Origin of the sequence: Streptomyces sp. NRRL S-646 (assembly GCF_000720765.1) — a bacterium.
Classification (GTDB): domain Bacteria; phylum Actinomycetota; class Actinomycetes; order Streptomycetales; family Streptomycetaceae; genus Streptomyces.
Genome location: NZ_JODC01000020.1, coordinates 67548 through 81826, shown reverse-complemented (window position 1 = coordinate 81826; position 14279 = coordinate 67548). Strand labels below are relative to the sequence as shown.

At 70.3% G+C, this 14279-nt stretch carries 13 protein-coding genes; 5 read left to right on the top strand and 8 right to left on the bottom strand.

The window, feature by feature from the left end:
* The first annotated feature begins 22 nt into the window (after positions 1–22).
* On the top strand, positions 23–757 hold the full coding sequence (locus IH68_RS0140460) for a hypothetical protein (protein WP_030946198.1): 735 nt from the start codon (positions 23–25) through the stop codon (positions 755–757).
* On the opposite strand, the gene IH68_RS0140455 is transcribed toward IH68_RS0140460, so the two are convergent.
* Positions 703–1440 carry a 3-keto-5-aminohexanoate cleavage protein gene (locus IH68_RS0140455; protein WP_030946197.1) on the bottom strand — a complete coding sequence of 246 codons (738 nt, stop codon included), beginning with the start codon at positions 1438–1440 and terminating at the stop codon, positions 703–705. The two genes, IH68_RS0140460 and IH68_RS0140455, sit on opposite strands and share 55 nt — an antisense overlap.
* Before the next feature lie 149 nt (positions 1441–1589).
* Positions 1590–2192: a hypothetical protein gene (locus tag IH68_RS0140450; RefSeq protein WP_030946196.1), complete on the bottom strand. Its 603-nt coding sequence runs from the start codon at positions 2190–2192 to the stop codon at positions 1590–1592.
* Positions 2193–2413: 221 nt separating this feature from the next.
* Between IH68_RS0140450 and IH68_RS0140445 the strand changes: the two genes are divergently transcribed.
* A complete protein-coding gene (locus tag IH68_RS0140445) occupies positions 2414–5194 on the top strand; it encodes a penicillin acylase family protein (protein WP_030946194.1) in 2781 nt (926 codons plus the stop codon).
* Positions 5195–5212: 18 nt separating this feature from the next.
* Here the strand turns inward: IH68_RS0140445 and IH68_RS0140440 are convergent, their stop codons facing one another.
* Positions 5213–6547, bottom strand: coding sequence for a hypothetical protein (locus IH68_RS0140440; protein ID WP_030946193.1), 1335 nt, complete (start codon positions 6545–6547; stop codon positions 5213–5215).
* A gap of 80 nt (positions 6548–6627) precedes the next feature.
* The gene (locus IH68_RS0140435) at positions 6628–7866 is read right to left on the bottom strand and encodes an exo-beta-N-acetylmuramidase NamZ domain-containing protein (RefSeq protein ID WP_030946191.1); all 1239 of its coding nucleotides are present in this window, start codon (positions 7864–7866) and stop codon (positions 6628–6630) included.
* 189 nt (positions 7867–8055) lie between these two features.
* Here IH68_RS0140435 and IH68_RS0140430 point away from each other — a divergent pair, with 189 nt between their 5' ends.
* Genes IH68_RS0140430 through IH68_RS0140420 form a run of 3 tightly spaced genes read left to right on the top strand, consistent with a single transcriptional unit; the run spans position 8056 to position 11134 of the window.
* Complete coding sequence (locus IH68_RS0140430; protein ID WP_030946188.1) at positions 8056–8829, top strand: SDR family oxidoreductase; 774 nt, start codon at positions 8056–8058, stop codon at positions 8827–8829.
* Positions 8826–10493, top strand: a complete 1668-nt coding sequence (locus IH68_RS0140425) for a class I adenylate-forming enzyme family protein (protein ID WP_030946185.1) — start codon at positions 8826–8828, stop codon at positions 10491–10493. The genes IH68_RS0140430 and IH68_RS0140425 overlap by 4 nt, the downstream gene beginning before the upstream one ends.
* Before the next feature lie 47 nt (positions 10494–10540).
* Positions 10541–11134, top strand: a complete 594-nt coding sequence (locus IH68_RS0140420; RefSeq protein ID WP_030946180.1) for a TetR/AcrR family transcriptional regulator — start codon at positions 10541–10543, stop codon at positions 11132–11134.
* A 10-nt stretch (positions 11135–11144) separates the two neighbouring features.
* On the opposite strand, the gene IH68_RS0140415 is transcribed toward IH68_RS0140420, so the two are convergent.
* Genes IH68_RS0140415 through IH68_RS0140400 form a run of 4 tightly spaced genes read right to left on the bottom strand, consistent with a single transcriptional unit; the run spans position 11145 to position 14267 of the window.
* Positions 11145–11807 carry a TetR/AcrR family transcriptional regulator gene (locus IH68_RS0140415; RefSeq protein WP_030946177.1) on the bottom strand — a complete coding sequence of 221 codons (663 nt, stop codon included), beginning with the start codon at positions 11805–11807 and terminating at the stop codon, positions 11145–11147.
* 35 nt (positions 11808–11842) lie between these two features.
* Complete coding sequence (locus IH68_RS0140410; protein ID WP_030946176.1) at positions 11843–12223, bottom strand: carboxymuconolactone decarboxylase family protein; 381 nt, start codon at positions 12221–12223, stop codon at positions 11843–11845.
* On the bottom strand, positions 12220–13050 hold the full coding sequence (locus tag IH68_RS0140405; protein WP_030946173.1) for an SDR family NAD(P)-dependent oxidoreductase: 831 nt from the start codon (positions 13048–13050) through the stop codon (positions 12220–12222). The genes IH68_RS0140410 and IH68_RS0140405 overlap by 4 nt, the downstream gene beginning before the upstream one ends.
* Positions 13047–14267 (bottom strand): cytochrome P450, encoded by a 1221-nt coding sequence (locus IH68_RS0140400; RefSeq protein WP_030946169.1) that lies wholly within the window; start codon positions 14265–14267, stop codon positions 13047–13049. Before IH68_RS0140400 ends, IH68_RS0140405 begins: the two co-directional genes overlap by 4 nt.
* Positions 14268–14279: the final 12 nt, after the last annotated feature.

Here is a 14279-nt window from a genome sequence, read left to right as displayed (position 1 = left end):
AGTCCTGACGGGATCAACTCCCATGCCTTCAGCTGCCCTTGACGCCGCCCTGGCGGACATCGACACGGTCTTCGACGGTTTCGCCAGCTTCGACGAGACCGGTTGCGGTTACTGTCATGCCCCCGAGGAGACCGCGTATCTGCGCACGCCGCATGTGCCGATACCCGTGGACGTGGTGCAGTACTACCTCTTCGAGGTGCCCGACCACTTCGACGACCACACGGCCGCCATGCGACGCCTGCTGCCGCAGGCCGCACGGGCCATGGCCGACGGGACCCTGGGCGCGATCGGTTACCTGGCCCACGGGCTGAGCCGGGTGGACTGGCGCTCCTGGCCCGCCGAGCAGGCTGCCGCGATCGAGGCGTTCCTGAACGCCTGGTGGCAGGACGCCCTCACCAAGCCCGAACCGCACTACGGCATCGACGACATCTTCGACACCTGCGTCACCATCGCCAAAAACGTGGTCCCGTTCCTGGACTGTTGGGGGCCGGGCCCGGTCGCCGACGCGCACCTCGCCCACTGCACCGACGTCTGGCTCTACGACCTGCTGTCCGACTCCTCCCCGTTCTCCTGGTGGTACGACGGCAGCGAGGACGCCGGCCTCGCGGACCTGCGCAGCTGGCTGGCCGGCCCCGGTGCCGCCCGCCTGCGTGCCCAGGGCGAGCCCGACCTGGCGATCCGTGCCGAGCTTCTCGCGCTGCCCTACGACGAGCGCTGGGCGCACCCGTACTGGGCCAGTGCTTCGGCGACCAACTGAGCGTTGGACAAGGCCCGTTCCCCGTCCGGCAGGAACAGGGTGTCCTCCAGGCCCGTCCGGGTCGCGAGCCCGACCCGGCCCGCCAGCCGCAGCACCGGCCATGCGCCGCCGTCCTCGCCGTGCAGCAGCACGGGGCGGCCGGGCGCCGGGCGCAGGTCGGTCAGCAGCGCACGCGCGGTCTCCTGCGCCGTGTCCGCCGAGGTGTCCGTCACCTCGGCGAGCACGCGGAGCACTCTCGGGCCGAGCGGTGAGGCCGCGAACCGTGCCGCCCCGTCCGTCCCGGACCAGATACCGGCCTCGACGCCCACGCCCAGGTCGAGCAGCGCGGCGGCGATCTCCTCGGCGCCCTGCTCATGCCAGTTGACCGAGGCGTGGTCGGGTCTGGAGGACAGACCGGCCCAGCTCCGGACGCGCTCCAGCCGTGCCGCCGGATCCGGTTCCGCCCAGGCGCCCGTGGTCACACCGACCGGGACCGACACCCGCGCCCGTATCGCCTCGAGCACCGGGCCGATCACGCGGGGCGACAACGAGTCGTGGCCGCATGGTGTCTTGGGGTGGACGTGGATGTCCGTGGCCCCGGCCGCGACGGCTTCGGCCGCGGACTCGGCCATCGCTTCCGGAGTCAGCGGCACCATCGCACCGTCGGCGGACCCCCGCACCCCGTTGAGACACACCTGCACCATGCCTCAAGCCTGCCAGCCCCCACTGACAACGGCCCCACCGGCAGACAGCCCATGGGCCAGCTCTTTGAAACAGTGGGCCAGCTCTTTGACACGGATGGACAAGGTCGTTGGAACAGGGGGTGCGGCATCCCCGGCGCACCCCCGCCGTACTAGGCCGACACCAGCAGCCTTCCGCGCCTTGCGTCCGCCAGGGCCTCGGGGCTGAGCACGGGCCGTGGCACGAGAATTCCGCAGTGAGTGCAGACCGGACCCGTAGAGGGTTCGTGGTCCAGGTCGTACTTCCAGATCAGGCGCTCCGCGCCGCACACCGGGCAACCGGTGCCCGGCTCGCGCTCCAGGCCGGAGATCAGCCGGCGCAGCACCTCCGCCAGCGGTTCGCGGGGGTGCACCCGCGGGTCGTCGCACCAGGCGACACCGAAACCGCCCCAGGTCAGCCGGTGCCAGTCGTCCACCGTGCCCGGCCGGCGCAGCCCGTCGTGCTTCTCCTTCTTGCGCCGCTCGGCGAACCCGACCTCGTAGGCCAGCCAGACCGAGCGCGCTTCCTCCAGCTCCTCCAGTGCGGCCACGAGCCGCGCCGGGTCGGGAGAGCGGTCCTCGGGACCGAACCCTGCCCGGGAGCACAAATGGTCCCAGGTCGCCCTGTGCCCGTAAGGAGCAAACCTCTCAAGGCACTTGCGCAGTGAGTAGCGCCGCAGTGCCAGATCGCACCGCGGGTCGCGGACCTGTCTCGCCAGACTCCGGAAACCGGCCATCGCCCTGCACCTCCGTCACACCTGCACCTGTACTTCGGTCACTTCGGCGTCGTCGTACGGACGTCGCCGAATAGACGTATCGACAAGCGATTCGGCTCCATCCGATTTCCGATGACCTCCATAAGCCGTCCCGCCCACTCCAAAACTTGACGCATGTTCATCTTCACTCCCGGGGATACCGGCGGTAACGTCCCGGCTCACCCCCGTCGGTAGGAGCTGCCATGCCCTGGCGTACCTCTCGTAGCGCCCCAGACAGACTGAGAACTCCCGGCAGACTCGCCGGGTTCCTGAAGACCGCATCCATATGCGTCCTGATTGCTGGTCTTTTGTCCCCGCTGACCCAGGCGACGGCCGCGGCCGCGGCCCCGAACGACTACTGCGGCGGCCAGTGTTCCGACATCCTGCCGCCCGGCGAGAACGGCAACGCGACCCTCGCGCAGGTCCTCCTCAACCAGGCGTTCGGCACCCAGCCGGACCACGCGGAGGACCAGCTCGGCCCGTACGCCAACCTGGCCAAGGGCTACTCCTCGCTCACCGACTCGACGATCAACACGTTCTTCAACGACGCGTCGTTCGGGGTCTCTTCCGATCAAGTCGCCTCCACCGAGAAGCCCGCGGGCCGCAGCGACGTGACGATCGTCCGCGACAAGAAGGCGGGCATCCCGCACATCACCGGTACCACCAGATACGGGACGGAGTTCGGCGCCGGGTATGCCGCGGCTGAGGACCGGCTGTGGCTCATGGACGTCTTCCGGCACGTGGGACGCGGCCAGCTGACGTCGTTCGCGGGCGGCGCGGCCTCCAACCAGGGCCTTGAGCAGGAGTTCTACCGCAACGCCCCCTACAACGAGGCCGATCTGCAGGCCCAGATCGACAACGCCGTCGCCAAGAACGGCGCCCGCGGCCAGCAGGCCCTCGCCGACGCCAACGCCTACCTCGCCGGCATCAACGCCTACATCGACGCCTCCGACAGCGGCCGTTACTTCCCCGGCGAGTACGTCCTGACCGGTCACAAGGACTCGATCACCAACGCCGGGACCATCGACCACTTCAAGATCACCGACCTGGTGGCGCTGGGCTCCGTCATCGGCTCGCTCTTCGGCGCCGGCGGTGGCGGCGAGGTCAACAACGCGATCTCGCTGATCGCCGCACAGTCCAAGTACGGCGTGGCGGAGGGCACCAAGGTCTGGGAGTCCTTCCGCGAGCGCAACGACCCCGAGGCCGTCCTCACCGTCCACAACGGCGAGAGCTTCCCGTACGCCTCCAAGCCGGACACCGCGGCAGGCGAGGCGCTGCCCGACTCCGGCTCGGTGACGACCGAGCCGCTGGTCTACGACGCCACCGGCACCGGGGCGAGCCAGAGCGCCACCGCCGCCGCCAAGACGGCGACCGCGAACGCTCTCAGCTCGGCCAGACGCGGCATGTCCAACGCCCTGGTGGTGAGCGGCAAGTACACCGCCAGCGGCCACCCGATCGCCGTCTTCGGCCCGCAGACCGGCTACTTCGCGCCCCAGCTGCTCATGCTCCAGGAGATCCAGGGCCCGGGAATCAGCGCCCGCGGCGCCTCCTTCGCGGGCCTGAGCATGTACGTCGAACTCGGCCGCGGCCAGGACTACTCCTGGAGCGCGACCACCTCCGGCCAGGACATCATCGACACCTACGCCGTCGAGCTGTGCCAGGACGACTACCACTACCTGTACCACGGCACCTGCACGGCCATGGACAAGGTCGAGCAGACCAACTCCTGGAAGCCGACCACCGCCGACGGCACGGCCGCGGGCTCGTACACGATGAGAGTCTGGAAGACCAAGTACGGGCCGGTGGAGTACCGCGCGACCGTCGGCGGCAAGAAGGTCGCGTACACCACCCTGCGCTCGTCCTACATGCACGAGGCCGACTCGATCATCGGCTTCCAGATGCTGAACGACCCCGACTACGTCAAGGGCCCGCAGGACTTCCAGAGCGCGGCGCAGCACATCAACTACACCTTCAACTGGTTCTACGCCGACTCCCAGCACACCGCGTACTACAACAGCGGCAACAACCCGGTGCGCGCGAGCGACGTCGACGCCGAGTTCCCGGTGTGGGGACAGGCGGCGTACGAGTGGAGGAACTGGGACCCGACGACCAACACCGCCGACTACACCGCGGCCTCCGCGCACCCGAACTCCGTCGACCAGGACTACTACATCTCCTGGAACAACAAGCAGGCCAAGGACTACACGACCGCGCCCTGGGGCGACGGGTCCGTGCACCGCGGCAACCTGCTGGAGGACCGGGTGAAGAAGCTGGTCGCAGCCGGCGGGGTGACCCGTACCAAGCTGGTGCAGGCCATGGCGGACGCGGCACTGGAGGACCTGCGGGCCGAGGACGTGCTGCCGAAGCTGCTCAAGGTCATCAACAGCAGCACGGTGACCGACTCCACGGCCGCGGCCGCGGTGAGCAAGCTGCAGGCCTGGGTGACGGCGGGCGCCAAGCGCACGGAGACGTCGGCGGGTTCGAAGACGTACGCCAACGCCGACGCGATCCGCATCCTGGACGCCTGGTGGCCGCTGCTGGTCAAGGCCGAGTTCCAACCCGGCCTCGGCAGCGACCTGTACACCGCCTTCAGCAACAACCTGCCCATCGACGAGTCCCCGTCGGCCGCACACGGGCCGACCGGCTCGCACGCCGGCAGCTCCTTCCAGTACGGCTGGTGGAGCTACGTCGACAAGGACATCCGGGCGGTGCTCGGTGAGTCGGTGCAGGGGCCGCTGGCGGAGAAGTACTGCGGCGGCGGCAGCCTCAGCTCCTGCCGGGACATCCTGATCAGCACCCTGAAGACGGCGGCCGGCACGTCCGCGTCGACCGTCTACCCCGGCGACTCCCTGTGCTCGGCGGGCGACCAGTGGTGCGCCGACTCGATCGTCCAGCGGACGCTCGGCGGCATCAAGCACTACAACATCAGCTGGCAGAACCGGCCCACCTTCCAGCAGGTGGTGGAGTACACCTCGCATCGGTGACGGACCAGCGGCGGCGGGTCAGTGGATGCGGCCCGCCGCCAGCACCACCTGGGCCAGCTCCCGGTGCACGATGTCGCTGTGTGCACCGGCGGGCGGCCCGCCGTTCTTCACCACGGCCGCCACATCGATGTTGACGCAACCCGAGGTCGGCAGAGTGCTCACGAGGGCGTCCGCGAGCTTGTACGCGCGCGTGCCCGACACCGCCTGCACACCGTCGTGCCCCATCGCACCCCACTTGGCGCCCAGCATCTCCCCGATGCCGAAGCCCTCTGCGGCCCCCTCGACGACACCCTGTGCGTCGTCCGCCATGCGCGAGGCCAGCGGGTAGATCGTGCCGAGCGCCGAGTCGAAGTGGGAGTAGCAGCACACCAGAGGGCCGTCGACACGGTTCTGCTGGCCCTGCAGCACACCCCCCGCATGCGCGTCGTACGGCAGCCGCGCCGCGAACGCGTAGTGCGAGAACGCCCCTTGCAGCAGCGTCACCGACTTCACCGTGTGCACGCCCTCGGGCAGCCCGCGCAGCGCGAACGACACCAGCCGGCCGCCGAAGCTGTGCCCCACGAGGTGCACGCGCACGGCGGGAGCAGAGGCGGCGAGCTGCCCGACCACGCGTCCGAGCCCGCGCTCGCCGACGGTGCCCGCGCGCCGCTTCATCGCGTAGTACGTCGCCTGCCGCAGCAGCTCCTTCGCGCCGTCCCAGGGGTTCGGCAACGAGAAGCCCTCCGTGTCGCCACCGGACCGGAGGGCGGCCAGCGCCTGCGCGAACTCGTCGCAGAGTGCCGCCGTGTCCCCTGTGAACAGCACCGGCTCGCTCTGCGGGACACCCTCCGCGAGGGTGTCCGCCGCGAACAGCGGCTGCGGCCCGCCCGGTACGAGCTCCACCAGCACCCGGACCAGCCGCCCGAACTCCTCCAGCTCGTTCTCGGGCCGTTGGTCCAGCATCCGCGCGATCTGGTCGACCACGGTGGCCCGACCGGGGAACGTCTCCAGCAGGGCGTGGCGGGTGTCCTTGTCGAGCGCGGGTACCGGCGCCGCCTCCGCCTCCATGGCCACCACGGACTTCGGGAAGTCGGGGATCGGCTCGTCGCAGAACCGCATCGACGGCCAGATCACACCCACGTACCCGATCTTCGCCTGTGCCGCGAGCTCCGGGACCAGCGCGAAGAACCGGCTGTAGAGGGCGGTCGCCCCCGAGCGGTCATTGTTCCAGCCGTGCGCGAAGACGATCAGGTCACGGACTCCGCGTTCCCCGACCTCGGCGAGCAGCCGGTCCCGCTCCCGCCCGTCGATGTCCCCGTCCGCGTCGAAGGTCAGCTCCCAGTAAGGAGTCACGCTCATTGCCGGCTGTGCCATGACAGGTCCCCTCGTCCCCCGTAGCAGTGCGATGTGGGCGCATCGTCCTGCTACCGGCCAGGGATGGCCATACTCCCGACTCACTTGTAGAGGAGGTATTCCTTTCGAATCCGCCGGAACGCGGCCAGTTCCTCCTGCCAGCCCGCCACCACCTCGTCGGTGCCCGCGCCCGCGTCGATCGCCGTACGCACCTGAGTGGAGCCCGTGAGCTTGTCGATCCAGTTGTCCGACCGCCAGCCGAAGCCGCTCCACACCTTCTTGGCGGTCACCAGCAGCGCGATCCCGGTACGCACGGGGTCGTAGGCGGCCCGGTCGTGCACGTGGATCTGGACGCCGCCGATGGTCCTCCCCTGGAACTTGGAGAAGGTCGGCGCGAAGTACGCCTCCCTGAAGTGCACACCAGGCAGGCCGAGTTCGTTCGCGGCGGCCGCCCACCTCCCGTCGATGCCCTCCGCACCGAGCAGCTCGAAGGGGCGGGTGGTGCCGCGGCCCTCCGACAGGTTGGTGCCTTCGAACATGCACGTCCCCGAGTACACGAGCGCCGTGTCGGGCGTCGGCATGTTGGGGCTCGGCGGCACCCAGGGCAGCGACCAGGCGTCGTAGAACTCCGAGCGCTTCCATCCCGTCATCGGTACGGTCTGCAGGGGCACGGGGGTGGCGAGGAACTCCCCGTTGAACAGCCGGGCGAGCTCGGCGACCGTCATGCCGTGCGCCTGCGAGACCGGCTGCCGTCCCACGAAGGTCGCGAACTCCTTGTGCAGCACCGGGCCCTGGGCCGCGCGGCCCGTCACCGGGTTCGGCCGGTCGAGGACGACGAAGCGTTTGCCGGCGAGCTGGGCGGCCTCCATGCAGTCGTACAGCGTCCAGATGTACGTGTAGAAGCGGGCGCCGACGTCCTGGATGTCGAAGACGACGGTGTCGACGCCGGATGCCGTGAAGACGTCGGCGAGGGGCCGACCGCTCTTGAGGTACGTGTCGTAGACGGGGAGTCCGGTGGCGGGGTCGTCGTAGCGGCCTTCTGAGCCGCCTGCCTGTGCGGTCCCGCGGAAGCCGTGTTCGGGGCCGAAGACGGCGACCAGGTTCACCCGGGTGTCCGCGTGCATGACGTCGACCATGTGGTGGACGTCTCGGGTCACGCCCGTGGGGTTGGTGACGATTCCGACTCGCCGGCCGTCGAGGAGTGCGTAGCCTTCGGCGGAGAGGCGTTCGAAGCCGGTGCGTAACTGTTTGTGGGGGTTGGCCGCCGAGGCCGGTGGTGCTGAGGTGAGGGACGCTGCTGCCGTTGTCGCTGCGAGTAAGGCTCGTCTGGATAGGCGCATGGGGTGCACGGTATTGCTACCGCAGGTTGTCGGGAAGCTGCGGGAAGTCTGTGGTTGCTCGCGCCCGCGCGGCGGAGCCGCAAATCGACACAGCCCCGCGCCCCTTAACGGCGTTGCAGTGGGCCCTTTCCAGTTACATACCGACCGGTTAGTCTGGCCTCGCAGCAGAGCCGCAGTCGAAGGAGACCGATGGTGGAAGCCGTTCAGGGTGCTGGTGTGGTTGTCACGGGGGCCGGGGGTGGGATCGGGGCCGCGCTGGCCCGGCGGTTCGCCGCCGAAGGGGCCCGGGTCGTCGTGAATGACCTGGATGGTGAGCGGGCCAAGGCGGTCGCTGACGAGATCGGCGGTATCGCCGTGCCCGGCGACGCCTCCGGGATCGTCGGTGATGCCCGGGACGCGCTCGGCGGGACCATCGACGTCTACTGCGCCAATGCCGGTGTTGCCTTCGAGGACGCCGGGCCGGGGCAGCCGCTCGACGAGAAGGCCTGGGCCGTCTCCTGGGACGTCAATCTGATGGCCCACGTGCGTGCCGCCCATGAGCTGCTTCCCGAGTGGCTGGAGCGGGGCAGCGGCCGTTTCGTGTCCACCGTGTCCGCCGCCGGTCTGCTGACCATGATCGGCGCGCCCTCGTACAGCGTGACCAAGCACGGTGCGTACGCGTTCGCCGAGTGGCTGTCGCTCACGTACCGGCACCGGGGGCTCAAGGTGCACGCCATCTGTCCGCAGGGGGTGCGGACCGACATGCTGGCCGCCACCGGCACCGCAGGCGACCTGGTGCTGCAGCCGACCGCCATCGAGCCGGCGGACGTCGCGGACGCCCTGTTCAAGGGCATCGAGGAGGACCGCTTCCTGATCCTGCCGCACCCCGAGGTCGCCGGGTACTACCAGGCCAGGGCCACCCACCCCGACCACTGGCTGACGAACATGAACCACCTCCAGCAGAAGTGGGAGGAGGCACGGTGACCGACTCCCCCTACTCCGCCCGGCCCTGGGTGGCCCTGCTCAACGATGCCCAGCGCGGCCCCATAGAGCCCGCCGACTCCCTGGTGCACGCGCTGCGCCGGTCCGTCGCCGCGGCCCCGGACCGCACCTTCCTCGCCTACTTCGACGGGCGGCTGAGCTACCGCGAGGTCGACGAGCTGAGCGACTCGGTCGCCGGGCATCTCGCCGCCCGCGGCCTGGAGCGCGGCGACCGGGTGGCGATCCTGCTGCAGAACTCCCCGCTCTTCGTGCTGGCGCTGCTGGGCGCCTGGAAGGCGGGGGCGATCGTGGTGCCCGTCAACCCCATGTACAAGTCGGGGGAGGTCGGGCACGTCCTGCGGGACGGCGAGGTCATGGCGCTGATCTGCTCGGACCGGGCCTGGGAGTCGTATCTGCGGAACACGGCCGCGGACTCACCCGTGCAGATCGTGCTGACCGCCTGCGAGCTGGACTTCCAGACGCGTGGCGACGCGCGGGTGCTGGGCTTCGAGCGGTTGCCGCAGGCCGCGGACGCCGCCGACCTGACGACCGTGGCCCGCGCCGGGTACGAGGCGCCCGAGGGCCGCCGGCTCACGCCGTCCGACATCGCGTTGATCAGCTACACCTCGGGCACCAGCGGCACCCCCAAGGGCGCCACCAACACGCATGGCAACATCATGCACAACGCGGAGCGGCAGCGGACGGGGCTCGCCCTGCCGGACGCGCCCGTGTACTACGCGCTGGCGCCGCTGTTCCACATCACCGGGATGGTCTGCCAACTCGGCGCCTGTCTCAACAGCGCGGGCACGCTCGTGCTGACGTACCGCTTCGATGCGGGTGTCGTGCTGGAGGCGTTCGCCGAGCACCGGCCGCACTACACGGTCGGCCCGTCGACCGCGTTCATGGCGCTGGGCGCCCACCCGGACGCCACCCGGGACCACTTCTCGTCGTTCGTGAACATCTCCAGCGGCGGTGCGCCCGTGCCGCCCGCCCTGGTGGAGAAGTTCCGGGCGGGCTTCGGGCCCTACATCCGCAACGGCTACGGGCTGACCGAGTGCACCGCGCCCTGCGCCTCCGTGCCGCCGGGCCTGGAGGCACCCGTCGACCCGGCCTCCGGCACGCTGGCCGTGGGCCTGCCGGGCCCCGACACCGTCGTACGCATCCTCGACGACCAGGGCAAGGAGGTGCCCTTCGGCGAGCAGGGCGAGATCGTCGTCCGCGGCCCGCAGGTCGTGCCCGGCTACTGGCGGCGGCCGGACGCGACCGCCGAGACCTTCCCGGACGGCGAGCTGCGCACCGGCGACATCGGTTTCATGGACGAGCAGGGGTGGCTGTACGTCGTCGACCGCAAGAAGGACATGATCAACGCGTCCGGTTTCAAGGTGTGGCCGCGCGAGGTCGAGGACGTCCTGTACACGCATCCCGCGGTCCGCGAGGCGGCCGTCGTCGGGGTGCCGGACGGGTATCGCGGGGAGACCGTCAAGGCGTACATCAGTCTGCGTCCGGGTGCCGACACGGACCCGGGCGAACTCGCGATGTACTGCAAGGAGAGACTGGCCGCCTACAAGTACCCGCGGCAGGTGGAGATCCTGCCCGACTTGCCGAAGACGGCAAGTGGGAAGATCCTCCGTCGGGAGCTTCGTTCCCGGCCGCAGGACAGCGAATAACAGCACATCCATACAGGCAGAGAGCTTGGAAGGCAGGTGGCGGCACAGTGCCCAGAACGACGGACGGTGACGGTACTCCCGTCCCGCAGCGGCTGCTGGCCGCCGCCACCCGGCTCTTCGCCGAGCAGGGCTACGACCGCACCTCGGTACAGGAGATCGTCGAGGCGGCCGGGGTCACCAAGGGGGCGCTGTACCACTACTTCGGCTCCAAGGACGACCTGCTGCACGAGGTGTACGCGCGCGTGCTGCGCGTCCAGCAGGAGCGCCTCGACGCGTTCGCGGACGCCGACGAGCCGATCGAGAAGCGGCTGCGGGGCGCGGCGGCCGACGTCGTCGTCACGACCATCGCGAACCTCGACGACGCGAACATCTTCTTCCGTTCCATGCACCACCTGAGCCCGGAGAAGAACAAGCAGGTGCGCGCCGAGCGGCGGAAGTACCACGAGCGCTTCCGTGCGCTGGTGGAGGAGGGCCAGCAGGCGGGGGTCTTCTCCAAGGCGACCCCCGCCGACCTGGTGGTGGACTACCACTTCGGCTCGGTCCATCACCTGTCGACGTGGTACCGCCCGGACGGGCCGATGAGCCCGCAGGAGGTCGCCGACCATCTGGCGGACCTGCTCCTGCGGGCCCTGCGTCCCTGACGGACGTCTCCTACCGCCGGGCGTCCCGCAGCAGCGCGTCGACAGTACGGTTCACGAAGTCGTTCAGCGCATCGGGGCGCCGCTCGCCGAACGAACCGGCCCACAGCGCGAACCGGCCGAAGAGCGCGGACCACAGGCGCATCGCGGTCTCCTCCGTTCCGTCCGGCCAGCGCAGTCCGGCCTCCACGCAGACGGTGACCGCGGCCAGCCACTGTTCCCACAGGACGCGGGCGGGGTGCACTTGGCCGGCCGGGCCGAACCGGCCGGCGTCCTGTCCGAACATCAGCCGCGTGACTCCGCGGTGGCTGCGAGCGAAGTCGCAGAACGCCGCGCACTGGGAGCGCAGCCGTCCCTCGGCTCCTTCGCCCGCCGCCTCGGCCCTGGTGTCGGCCTCCTGCATTGCGGTCACCAGACGCTCGTAGCCGGCCGCCACCACCGCGTGCCCGAGCTCCTCCTTGTCGGAGAAGTGCAGGTACATGCTCTGGGCGGCGATGCCGACCTCGCGTGCCACCTCCCGCAGGGAGACCGGAAGGGCGTCCTCACCGAGCTTCTGGTCGAGCAGGCGTTCGGTGGCGGCGAGAATCTCGCTACGGAGTTTCTCGCCCTGACCGCGCGGGTTGCGTCTGCGGCCGCCGGCCGCGCTGGTGCTCTTCGCCTCGCTCACCTGCGCCATTGTGCAGTATCGCGCGAGGCCCCCCGGTTCATGGCTCAGGTCTCCCCGAGCGTCTCGGCCGCCACGGCCAGGGCCTGCCCGGCGGCGGGCAGCCCCAGATACGGGACGGCCTGTACGGCTGTCTCCAGGATCTCTTCGGAGGTCAGACCGTTGCCGAGTGCGCCGAGGACATGGTTGCGCAGCTCGGCCGGGTGTCCCAGCGCCATGAGGATGCCGAGCGTGACCAGGCTGCGGCTGCGCCGGTCGAGGCCGGGGCGGGCCCAGATGTCGCCGTAGCACTGCTCCAGGGCGAGGCGGGCCAGATCGACTCCGCTGTCGGCCGGACCGGTGAGCTGCTCGCGCAGGAAGGTCTCGCCGAACATCTCCCGGACGACCTGTTCACCGGCGGCGCGCCGGCTGGGGGCCGTGTTCGTCATCGGGACCCTCCGGTGATCCGGGGCAGCATGGCCAGTACGGTCGCGGTGGTGGTGCCCGCGTCGACGGGCAGGATCGCGCCCGTGATCCAGCGTGACTCGGGACCGGCGAGGAACAGTGCCGCCCACGCCAGGTCCCAGGCGGTGCCCTCGGTGCCGAGCAGGTTGGCCCGGCGCCGCAGCTCCCGGCCCTCGTCGCCGCCGTGATCGCCCATCGGCGTGTACAGATGACCCGGGACCAGGCAGTTGACGCGGACGCCGTCCGGCCCCCAGGCATAGGCGAGGTCGGTCGTCAGCGACTGGAGGGCGCCCTTGCTCGCCCCGTACGCCCCACTGCCGAAGCCGCGCAGGGCGGCGACGGACGACACGTTGACGACCGTGCCGCCGGCGCGCACCAGATGCGGGTGCGCGGCCCGTGCCACGAGCATCGCGCCGGTGACGTTCACGGCGAACACGCGGTCCCAGCCCGCACGGGTGCCGTCGTCGCCGCTGACACCGGCGTTGTTGACGACCGCGTCCAACCGGCCCGTGTGTTCCGCGAGCCGGTCCACGGCCTTGCGTACCGCGTCCTCGTCGGTGAGGTCGGCGGTGAGCGCGATCGCCCGGCCGCCGTCCTTCTCGACGAGCGCGCGCGTGTGCTCGGCCCGCCCGGCGTCGGCGTCGAGGACGCCGACCGTGGCTCCCTGGGCCGCGAACAGCAGTGCCGTCGCGGCGCCGGTGCCCGGCAGGTCGCCCGCGCTGCCCGCTCCGGTGACCAGGGCGGTGCGGCTGCTCAGCCGTTCACCGTGACCGTCGAGGTGTCCGCCGGCGCGGGGCGCGTCGCCGCTCACCAGGTCACCGGCAGGGACTTGAGCCCGTACACGATGGAGTTCGTCTTGAACTCCAGCTCCTCGACGGGCACGGCCAGGCGCAGGCCGGGGATGCGTTCAAGGAGGCGGGGCCAGGCGACCTGCATCTCGACCCGGGCGAGATTCTGGCCCAGGCACTGGTGGGAGCCGAAGCCGAACGCCACGTGTGAGCGGGCCCTGCGGGTGATGTCCACCTCGTCCGCGTCCGGACCGAAGGCGCGCGGATCCCGGTTGCCGGCGACCAGCGAGACGATGACGCCCTCGCCCTTGCGGATCAACTGGCCGCCGATCTCGACGTCTTCGAGCGCGACGCGGCGCGGGTCCGTGGAGACGATTCCCCAGTAGCGCAGCATCTCCTCGGCCGCGTCGAGCGCCAACTCCGGGCGGGAAGCGAGCAGTTCGCGCTGTCCCGGGTTGTGGAGCAGGGCGGTGAGGCCGAGGCCCAGCATGTTCGCGGTGGTCTCGTGACCCGCGCCGACCAGGATGCCCACCAGGACCGGAAGCTGTTCGAGTGTGAAGCCCTCAGGCCCGGTGGCCTCGGCGATCAGCCGGCTCACCATGTCCTCGCCCGGCTCGCGTCGCTTCCGCTCGACGAGGGCGGTGTAGTAGGCGAACGCCTCCGCCTGGGCCCGGGCGCGCTCCTCGTGGGAGATGCCCAGGTCGGTGCCCGCGTCTGCGTGCCGCTGGAACATCTCGTGGTCCTCGTAGGGCACGCCGAGGATGACGCAGATCGCCCGTGACGGCAGGGGGAGCGCAAAGTCCCTGATGAAGTCGACCGGTCCGTCCTTGGCTAGCATGGCGTCGATCAACTCGTCCGTGACCGAGAGGAGTTGGTCGCTCATCCCCCGGGTGCGCCGGACACTGAACTCGCGGGTGAGCAGCTGCCGCAGTCGGGCGTGCTCGGGGTCGTCCAGCCGCAGGAACAGGCCGCCCTCGTGCTCGCGCTGGTTGGAGTGCACCAGCGGGAAGCCGGGGGTGCGGACGTCGGCCGAGAAGTGGGGGCTGCCCAGCACGGCCCTGATGTCCTCGTGCCGGGTGGCCAGCCAGTGCCGGGAGCCGTCCCAGATGGTGACCTTGTGCAGTCCGCCGGCCTCGCGGAACTCGGTGTATCGCGGGGGAGCGCCGAAGGGGCAGGTGCGCGGCGCCGGGAAGAAGGGGGATTCCTGGGCGTCGGACGTGGTGCCGGCAGGGGATGTCATACGAACTCCTCG

Bases quoted from the DNA above. Each gene is read 5' to 3' on its own strand.
- IH68_RS0140435 (WP_030946191.1), bottom strand. From the start codon at position 7,866: ATGCGCCTATCCAGACGAGCCTTACTCGCAGCGACAACGGCAGCAGCG.
- IH68_RS0140455 (WP_030946197.1), bottom strand. From the start codon at position 1,440: ATGGTGCAGGTGTGTCTCAACGGGGTGCGGGGGTCCGCCGACGGTGCG.
- IH68_RS0140450 (WP_030946196.1), bottom strand. From the start codon at position 2,192: ATGGCCGGTTTCCGGAGTCTGGCGAGACAGGTCCGCGACCCGCGGTGC.
- IH68_RS0140440 (WP_030946193.1), bottom strand. From the start codon at position 6,547: ATGGCACAGCCGGCAATGAGCGTGACTCCTTACTGGGAGCTGACCTTC.
- IH68_RS0140430 (WP_030946188.1), top strand. From the start codon at position 8,056: ATGGTGGAAGCCGTTCAGGGTGCTGGTGTGGTTGTCACGGGGGCCGGG.
- IH68_RS0140400 (WP_030946169.1), bottom strand. From the start codon at position 14,267: ATGACATCCCCTGCCGGCACCACGTCCGACGCCCAGGAATCCCCCTTC.
- IH68_RS0140460 (WP_030946198.1), top strand. From the start codon at position 23: ATGCCTTCAGCTGCCCTTGACGCCGCCCTGGCGGACATCGACACGGTC.
- IH68_RS0140410 (WP_030946176.1), bottom strand. From the start codon at position 12,223: ATGACGAACACGGCCCCCAGCCGGCGCGCCGCCGGTGAACAGGTCGTC.
- IH68_RS0140445 (WP_030946194.1), top strand. From the start codon at position 2,414: ATGCCCTGGCGTACCTCTCGTAGCGCCCCAGACAGACTGAGAACTCCC.
- IH68_RS0140415 (WP_030946177.1), bottom strand. From the start codon at position 11,807: ATGGCGCAGGTGAGCGAGGCGAAGAGCACCAGCGCGGCCGGCGGCCGC.